Source organism: Frankia sp. AgKG'84/4 (genome assembly GCF_023242965.2).
Lineage (GTDB): Bacteria > Actinomycetota > Actinomycetes > Frankiales > Frankiaceae > Frankia.
In genome coordinates this window covers 1-8558 of the sequence record NZ_JALKFU020000201.1, presented here as the reverse complement: position 1 = coordinate 8558, position 8558 = coordinate 1, and the positions used below count along the sequence as shown (strand labels likewise).

The following is an 8558-nucleotide window of genomic DNA, read 5'->3' as shown; positions in this document are numbered from 1 at the left end:
GGTGCGCGTGGGTGCCGCGCGGCCCGCTCCGGCGGGCGTTCCCGCCGCGGCGGGCGTGCGGTGGGTCGAGGTCGCCGAAGTCGCCGAGGATCCCGCCGGCTCGTCCGGTGCGGACGGCGCCGAGGTCGATCGGCTGGCCAGGGAGTACCGCGCGCTCGTCACCGATCTGCTGCGCCAGCGTGGTGCCTGGCAGGTCGTCGACGCTCTGCCGGCGGCCACCGAGCCGGACGCGCTGGCCGACACGGCTGGCTACGCCGCCTACCTGAGCACCGCGCAGAAGATCGAACTGCTCGGCACTCCCGCGGTCGGCGCGCGCCTGGATCGGCTGCTGGGCTGGACGAAGGAGCATCTCGCCGAGCTCGACGTCGCCGAGACGATCCGCCGCGACGTCCAGGAGGGCATGGACCGCCAGCAGCGCGAGTTCCTGCTGCGCCGCCAGCTCGACGCCGTCCGCAAGGAACTGGGCGAGCTCACCGGCGCCGGTGCGGACGCCGAGGGCGCCGGTGGCGGTTCCGAGCCGGCGGACTACCGCGCCCGGATCGAGGCCGCGAACCTACCCGAGAAGGTGCGTGCGGCGGCCGTGAAGGAGGTCGACAAGCTGGAGCGGACCGCCGAGTCCTCGCCCGAGGGCGGCTGGATCCGCACCTGGCTCGACACCGTCCTCGACCTGCCGTGGTCCGTGCGCGCCGAGGACACCTACGACATCACGGCGGCCCGCGCCGTGCTCGACGCGGACCACGCCGGGCTCTCCGACGTCAAGGACCGCGTCATCGAGCACCTCGCGGTGCGTCGCCGCCGCGCCGACGCGGGCCTCGGTGTCGTCGGCGGCCGCCGTGGCGGCGGCGCGGTGCTGGCCCTGGCCGGGCCGCCCGGGGTCGGCAAGACCTCGCTCGGTGAGTCGATCGCGCGGGCGATGGGCCGGTCCTTCGTCCGGGTGGCCCTCGGCGGTGTGCGCGACGAGGCCGAGATCCGCGGCCACCGGCGCACCTACGTCGGCGCGCTGCCCGGGCGCATCGTCCGGGCGATCCGCGAGGCCGGATCGATGAACCCCGTCGTCCTGCTCGACGAGGTCGACAAGCTCGCCGCCGACTACCGCGGCGACCCGACGGCGGCGCTGCTGGAGGTGCTCGACCCCGAGCAGAACCACACCTTCCGGGATCACTACCTGGAGGTGGAACTGGATCTGTCCGACGTGCTCTTCCTGGCCACGGCGAACGTGCTGGAGGCGGTCCCGGCGCCGCTGCTTGACCGAATGGAGATCATCCGCCTCGACGGCTACACCGAGGAGGAGAAGGTCGTGATCGCCCGCGACCACCTGCTGCGCCGCCAGCTCGACCGGGCCGGCCTCGCCGTCGGGGACGTCACGGTCACCGATGGGGCGCTGGGCGCGATCGCCGGTGAGTACACCCGCGAGGCGGGCGTGCGCGACCTGGAACGCTCGATCGGCCGGCTGCTGCGCAAGATCGTGGCGCGGGCGGCGCTCGGCGAGGCCACGCTGCCGGTCGCGGTCGACGTCGGTGACCTGACCGGCTACCTTGGCCGGCCCCGGCATACCCCGGAGTCGGCGGAGCGCACCGCCCTGCCGGGCGTGGCGACCGGACTCGCGGTCACCGGCGCCGGCGGCGACGTGCTGTTCGTCGAGGCGTCGCTCGCCGACCCGGAGACGGGCGGCGCGGGCATCACGCTGACCGGCCAGCTCGGCGACGTGATGAAGGAATCGGCCCAGATCGCGCTGTCCTACCTGCGTTCGCACGGCGTGGAGCTGGAGCTGCCCGTCGGGGACCTCGCCGACCGTGGCGTCCACGTGCACGTCCCCGCGGGGGCCGTGCCCAAGGACGGCCCGAGTGCCGGGGTGACCATGACGACCGCGCTGGCGTCGCTGCTGTCCGGCCGGCCGGTCCGGGCGGACGTGGCGATGACCGGGGAGGTGTCGCTGACCGGGCGGGTGCTGCCGATCGGCGGGGTGAAGCAGAAGCTGCTCGCCGCGCACCGGGCCGGCATCACCACCGTGCTGCTGCCCCAGCGCAACGGCCCCGACCTGGACGACGTGCCGGCGCCGGTGCGCGACGCGCTCACTGTCCACCTGGTGACCGAGGTCCGGGAGGTGCTGGACCTCGCGTTGGAACCGGCCTACGCGGCCCACGCCGGCCGGGCACCGGAGGCGCTGGCGGCCTGAGCTGATCTCCTGCCCGCGGGTTCGGGCGGCCCATCCCGGGCTGCCCGAACCGGCGTCTGGGCGGCGGCGGATGACTGGTCGGAAAACAGGTCGTACACGTCTCGTGAGCGACACGCCGTGGACGAGGTAAACAGCATGTGACGAGGCCGCAGGAGTGCCGGATCACGGTTACGGTCGGGGCGTGGATCGTCGCCGCTGTCTTCGGCAGGAGCGCGTTGTAGAGGAGCGCATTCTCGCGCTCGGCCGCCGGGGGGTGCGTCAACGCCCGCGCGACAACCGCGGCCCCGCGCACCTACCGAGCCGGCCACCGGGCCGGCGCCGCCGCATCCGCTGACCCGTCGGCCGAGATGCCTGCTGCATCAGCAGCCGGCCCGCCGGGCGAGCGTGGCGCGCGCGGCGCGACCCGTCGTGTGGCGCCGCTGGCCTGGTCGCGCATTTTCGTCCGGGGTGCCCCTGTTTGGGTGGGCCCCGCTACCCGCGTCCTACGGCCGCCGGCTAGAGTGATCGGCTCCAGTGCCGAGACGGCGGAGGGGCCCGATGGACTCCCTGCGACGAGGCTGGATCGGTCTGGTGCTGTTCCTTGCGGCGCTCGTGCTGATGCCCGTCCTGGTCTACGGGTACGGCCGCAGTGACGTGGCCGGTCGCGGATCCGATGCGTTGTCCGTCGACGCACCGGCCCCCACGGCCACGGTCGATCCGCTCGGGCCGATGGCCAGCACGGCGCCGGTGGACGCCGGCCTCACGTTCACCGGCATCCGCGAGGACGAGACGATCTACGGGTTCCGCCAGATCCAGATCGAGTCCGAACGGTATTCCGGCTCGATCGAGTACGTCCTCAACGGCCCCATCTCACCCTTTCTGACCGTGGTGGGACGCGCGCCCTACATTTTCTCGCCGCAGGACCGCGGCTGGCAGACCACTGCCGTCCCCAACGGCCAGTACACCCTCACCGCCATCCCGACCGAGGTCGCCAACGCCGCGATCTCGATCTCCTTCACGGTGAGTAATCAAAGTGCCGCCTTCGGTGCATGGCCGTCGCCGGCCGCCCAACCCTCCGGCGCCGCCAGTGGGGGTGCGCGTGACGGCGGGGGCAGTAGTCCCTAGTGTCAGCGGGATGGATCGTCTGGTGTGGATCGACTGCGAGATGACGGGCCTGGACGCCAGTTCGGACCTACTACTGGAAGTCGCCTGTCTGGTTACTGACAGTGAGTTGAATGTGCTCGACCAAGGCATCGATCTGGTGATCTCAGCGCCGGACGAGGCCCTGGACACGATGGTGCCGGTGGTCCGCGAGATGCACCAGACGTCGGGTCTGACCGAAGCCGTCCGCAGATCTACCGTGTCGCTCGCCGAGGCGGAGCGGACCCTGCTCGACTACGTCCGCGCCCGGGTCCCGGAGGCGCGCAAGGCGCCGCTGTGCGGCAACACGATCGCCACCGACCGCACGTTCCTCGCCCGGTACATGCCGTCGCTGGACGCCCACCTGCACTACCGGATGATCGACGTCTCGTCGATCAAGGAGCTCGCCCGCCGCTGGTACGTGCGGACCTACTACGCCGCACCCGCCAAACGCGGTGGTCACCGCGCCCTGGCCGACATCCAGGAAAGCATCGAGGAGCTGCGGTACTACCGCTCGGCCCTGTTCGTCCCCGCCCCCGGCCCCGGCACCGACGAGGCACGCGCCATCGCGGCCGAGGTTCGGGCCCAGACGGACGCCGCCCACGCCGCCCTGGCCGCCGACCCCACCCACGCGCCCTGATCTCCACATCATTGACAACCCCCTTGCCCGAACGGCACTGGGGACCGGTACGATGGCTTCGCTCGGTACGACGCTCCAGGTGCCACAACCGGGATCCGCGCTGATGGTTTCGCCACCAGCCGTCCCGCCAGGCGCGTCCGGCACCGACATTGCACGTGGTGGGTGTAGCTCAGCTGGTAGAGCACCGGGTTGTGGTCCCGGTGGCCGCGGGTTCAAGTCCCGTCATCCACCCCACGTCTTCACCGCCGCTACCAGGCGTTTTAGGTCGGGTAGCGCGGTGCGGGTAGCACCGATCATGGTCATCGGGTAGCGCCAGGCGCCTCCAGCGCGGTGCGCGCGCCAGCTCGAATCGCTGCACGGCGAAGACAGTGCGGCCTGGCCCATGCCTCGCCTGACCCCAGCTATGCACCCCACCGGCGGCGAAACACCACGTCGCGATGAGTAGGGCGAGCGTGCCGGCGAAGGCGCTGCCGGGCTGCCGCTGACCCAGGCGCAGGTCTTCGGCGTCGTCCGGCGGCTGGCCCGCGCCGCCGGCCTGGCGAACGCCGATCGGGTCGGGCCGCAGAACCTGCGCGGACCTGCTCACGCCGGCGGCCCCGGACGGAGCTGGTCAGGCCGGCGGCGAGACGCATCCAGCCCCGGTGGGGAGCATCTGATGGACTTCTTCGACACCGCGCCAGAGGCGGAGTTCCGCGCGGAGCTTCGTGCCTGGCTGGCGGCGCACCGCCCGGCGCCACTGCCGTCGGACCCGGAGGACCGCGTCGAGGCGCTCGGCGCCTGGCATCGCGCGCTCGCCGCCGGCGGCTACGTCGGGCTCGCCTTCCCCCGGGCCTACGGCGGTCGCGGCCTGCCGCCGACGTTCGAGGCGATCCTCAACGATGAGCTCGGCCTCGGCGGTTTCCCGCCGCCGCCCGCCATCCACCACATCACCAACGCCATCCGACTGTTCGGCTCGGACGAGCAGAAGGCCCGGCACCTGCCCGGCATGCTCGCCTGCACGCAGCGCTGGTGCCAGGGCTTCAGCGAACCGAACGCGGGCAGTGACCTCGCATCGGTCCGCACCCGGGGGACCCGCGGCCCCGGCCGCGACGGCGCCGAAATCTACACCGTCGACGGCCAGAAGATCTGGACCAGCGAGGCCATCTGGTCGCAGTGGTGCCTGCTGCTGTGCCGGACCGAACCGGACGCGCCGGCGCACCGCGGCCTGTCGATGCTGCTCGTCCCGCTGGACACACCCGGTGTCGAGTGCCGCCCGATCGTCACCGCCGGCGGCTCCCGCGAGTTCGCCGAGGTGTTCTTCGCCGGCGCCGAGGTGCCCGCGGCGAACCTGCTCGGCGAGCCGGGCCAGGGCTGGGCGATCGCCATGCAACTCCTCGGCTACGAGCGTGGCCCCGGTGACATCGGCTGGGTGGCCCGGCTGATGCGGATGCTCACCCTGTTGGAGGAGGACATCCGAGCCGGCCGGGTCGTCACCGACGAGTCCGGCCGGCGGCAGGTCGCCCACGCCTGGGTGACGCTGGAGGCCCTGCGCCTGCATGTCGCCCGGACGCTGTCCTCCCGGCTGGACGGTTCCCTGCCCGGTTCCGAGGGCTCGATCGACAAGCTTCTCGTCACCGAGGCCGACCAGCTCCTCAACCATGTGATCATGGATCTCCGGGGGGCGTCGCCGCTGGTGGCCGACGATGCCTGGCTCGATGCCTACTTCTGGTCCCGGGCGCAGTCCCTGTTCGGCGGGACCCAGCAGGTCCAACGCACCATCGTCGCCCAGCGGGTCCTCGGCCTGCCACGATGACCGGCCCTGCCGGCGGGTGGTGAGGGGACCTGCTGCTGGGAAGAAACCGGGTGGGTCGGAGGTTGAGGCCGACAGGTAGTTGCGGTTGCAACTTCTTGTGAGCCGGCGGCGATCCCGCCGGGTGACCGAACGTGTAGCCAGGAGGACGACATGCCCGCCGTCACCGCCGATACCGTCCAGCTCCCGCGTCTGGCCGAGCCGGCGCTCGGCGCCGTCGACCGGCCGGTCCGGAAGATCATCACTGCGCCGAGCGGGTTCGAGGGAGAGGGGTTCCCGGTGCGCCGGGCGTTCTCCGGCGTGCGCCTGACCGACCTCGACCCGTTCATCCACATGGACCAGATGGGCGCGGTCGACTACGGTCCCGGCGAGCCCAAGGGCACCCCGTGGCACCCCCACCGCGGCTTCGAGACCGTCACTTACATGATCGACGGGATCTTTCAGCACCAGGACTCGCACGGCGGCGGTGGCCTGATCACCGACGGCGCCACGCAGTGGATGACGGCCGGCGCCGGCATCCTGCACATCGAGACGCCGCCGGAGGAGCTGGTCGTGCGCGGCGGGCTGTTCCACGGCGTCCAGCTGTGGGTCAACCTGCCCGCCCAGGACAAGTTCACCCCGCCGCGTTACCAGAACCTCGAGGCAGGCCAGGTGGTGCTCGCGGCCTCGCCGGACGGTGGCGCCCTGATCCGCGTCATCGCCGGTGACGTCGCCGGTCACCAGGGTCCAGGTTCGACGCACACGCCGATCTCGGTCGTGCACGCCACGGTAAGCCCGGGGGCGACGGTGGGCGTGCCGTGGAACCCCGGCTTCAACGCGCTGGTCTACGTCCTCGGCGGGCGTGGCACGGTGGGTCCGGCGGCCACGGCGATCGAGGGTGGGCAGCTCGCCGTTCTCGGCGCCGGCGACCTCGTCACCCTCGCGGCGGACGACCGCCAGGATTCGGTGACGCCGGCCCTGGAGGTCCTCGTGCTGGGTGGTCGCCCGATCCGCGAGCACGTCGAGGCGTACGGGCCGTTCGTCATGAACACCCGCGCGGAGCTGGCCCAGGCGGTCGCGGACTACCAGGCGGGCCGCCTCGGCGTCATCCCCGCCAACGCCCTCATGCCGCACCGCGTCTGATCTGGTCGTCCGCCCGCCGCGGGCCCCGGAACCAGCCGCGCGATTCAGGCGGGCCGTCCGCCTTCTGTCAGGAATAGCGCCGTTCCAACAAGGCAACCGTATGCTGGATCGTGGTCGGATCACGGGGTCCCGACACACGGCGGCGCCGTTGGCGGAACATCCGTCCCACTCGCCCGCGCGGGTGGGACGGTCGGCTGCGGTAGCCCGCGCCGCCGGCGGCCGGCCGGATGCGGGCGGCAAGGGGGGCGTCATGTTGCAGGAACTCAGACCGACGGTGAGCGGGCCGGTGGGGGGACCATTGCCGCGGCGGATGGAATGGCCGGCGGCAAGCGTTCTCGGGCGGATTCCGACGGACGCACGGACGGAGATTCTCCAGCTCGGCAGCTATCGGGAGTACGCCAGCGAGGAAACCGTCCTGCGAGAGGGCGACGAGACCGATTTCGTCGTGGTGCTGCTGACCGGCTGGGCGAAGGTGACGGCGGCGACGGAGAACGGCGGTTTCGCGCTGCTCGCGATCCGGCACGGCGGTGATCTCATCGGCGAGCTCGCCGGGCTGGACTCCGAGCCCCGGCTGGCGACCGTCACCTCCGTCGGCGCGGTGCTGGCGAAGGTCATTCGTGCGGACGTGTTCGTGGCCTTCCTGCGGCGGCATCCGGACGCGCATCAGGTCGTGAGCAGCACGATCGGGGCGAAGCTGCGCTCGGCTACCCGGCGCCGCGTCGAGTTCGGCGGCTGCTCCGTGGCCGTCCGGGTGGCACGGGTGATCCTCGAGCTGGAGCGGGCCTACGGCGGTGCGGCCCCGGACGGCGGGCGCTCGGTCGGGGTGTCGCTCACCCAGCCGGAGCTGGCGGCCCTGGTCGGTGCCGCCGAGCCCACCGTGCACAAGGTCCTGCGGGACCTGCGCAGGCGCGGGGTGCTCGCGACCGGCTACCGCATGGTCGAGATCCAGGACATCGAGGCGCTGCGGGCCGCGGCGGCCGCGAACCCGTGAGAATACGGGGCGATCGCCGTCGCCCGCTCCGATACTGATCCTCCGTGGCCCCGACTCACGGAGGTTTCAGCGTGCGGGAAAGACCACCGGGAATCCGGCGGGTGTGCCTTGCGATGGCGATCGACGAGGACACGGCCGCGACGCCCGGCGTGCTGCGCCCACCTCGATGGCGCCGAAATCTCGAGGTCGTGGTCGAGGAGCTGAGTGAACGTGGGCTCGGCGAGTTCGAGCGGGCGCACTGGAATCCGTCGGCCGAAAACGGCGGCGAGGTCGCGGTGCTGCCGCCGGGTATCGACGAAGGCGGATTCGTGGCCGCTTTCGTCAGCGCGACGCGTTCGGCGCTGGCGCGGTTGAACGCGGCGGCGGGAACGGAACGGATTCGCCTGCGGATGGCCCTGCACCAGGGAATCACGCAGCTCGACGATGCGGGTTTCGGCGGGCGTGCGGTGCGAAAGGTCGCCGCCTTACGGGATTGTCCCGAGTTACGCGCGGAACTGCGCGCAGGCCCGACCGCTGATCTCGCGGTGGCCGTCTCGATGGAGCTGTTCGACGACGCGGTCGAACACGACTATCCAGGACTGCGCGGTCGCGATTTCCGGCGCACGCGGGTGCGGCTGGCGCCGGGCGAGCACGCGGACGCCTGGCTGCTGATGGCCGCGGCACCAGCTCGAGGCGGTCAACGGGCAACGAGTGGGGCCGTCGACGTCGACCAGGAGACCTC

At 72.1% G+C, this 8558-nt stretch carries 7 protein-coding genes and 1 tRNA gene; all 8 read left to right on the top strand.

Translation table 11 applies throughout. From position 1 onward, the window contains the following. Positions 1-2176: endopeptidase La (lon, locus tag MXD58_RS14055; protein WP_250609385.1), on the top strand; the 2176-nt coding region annotated here is incomplete at its 5' end. 537 nt (positions 2177-2713) lie between these two features. After that, a complete protein-coding gene (locus MXD58_RS14050; protein ID WP_248839275.1) occupies positions 2714-3280 on the top strand; it encodes a hypothetical protein in 567 nt (188 codons plus the stop codon). Between the two features lie 10 nt (positions 3281-3290). Then, positions 3291-3935, top strand: a complete 645-nt coding sequence (orn, locus tag MXD58_RS14045) for an oligoribonuclease (protein WP_248839274.1) — start codon at positions 3291-3293, stop codon at positions 3933-3935. Between the two features lie 158 nt (positions 3936-4093). Beyond that, positions 4094-4169, top strand: a tRNA-His gene (locus MXD58_RS14040). A 421-nt stretch (positions 4170-4590) separates the two neighbouring features. Next, positions 4591-5727, top strand: coding sequence for an acyl-CoA dehydrogenase family protein (locus MXD58_RS14035; protein ID WP_248839273.1), 1137 nt, complete (start codon positions 4591-4593; stop codon positions 5725-5727). Positions 5728-5877: 150 nt separating this feature from the next. After that, entirely contained in the window at positions 5878-6846 is a 969-nt protein-coding gene (locus tag MXD58_RS14030) for a pirin family protein (RefSeq protein ID WP_248839272.1), read from the top strand. A gap of 250 nt (positions 6847-7096) precedes the next feature. Beyond that, on the top strand, positions 7097-7837 hold the full coding sequence (locus MXD58_RS14025) for a Crp/Fnr family transcriptional regulator (RefSeq protein ID WP_248839271.1): 741 nt from the start codon (positions 7097-7099) through the stop codon (positions 7835-7837). Between the two features lie 113 nt (positions 7838-7950). Continuing rightward, on the top strand, positions 7951-8558 hold a 608-nt coding region (locus MXD58_RS14020), incomplete at its 3' end, for a hypothetical protein (protein ID WP_250609384.1).

What these genes read in the sequence shown, in the direction of transcription:
- MXD58_RS14035 (WP_248839273.1), top strand. Translation starts at nt 4,591, where the DNA reads ATGGACTTCTTCGACACCGCGCCAGAGGCGGAGTTCCGCGCGGAGCTT.
- MXD58_RS14030 (WP_248839272.1), top strand. Translation starts at nt 5,878, where the DNA reads ATGCCCGCCGTCACCGCCGATACCGTCCAGCTCCCGCGTCTGGCCGAG.
- orn (WP_248839274.1), top strand. Translation starts at nt 3,291, where the DNA reads ATGGATCGTCTGGTGTGGATCGACTGCGAGATGACGGGCCTGGACGCC.
- MXD58_RS14025 (WP_248839271.1), top strand. Translation starts at nt 7,097, where the DNA reads ATGTTGCAGGAACTCAGACCGACGGTGAGCGGGCCGGTGGGGGGACCA.
- MXD58_RS14050 (WP_248839275.1), top strand. Translation starts at nt 2,714, where the DNA reads ATGGACTCCCTGCGACGAGGCTGGATCGGTCTGGTGCTGTTCCTTGCG.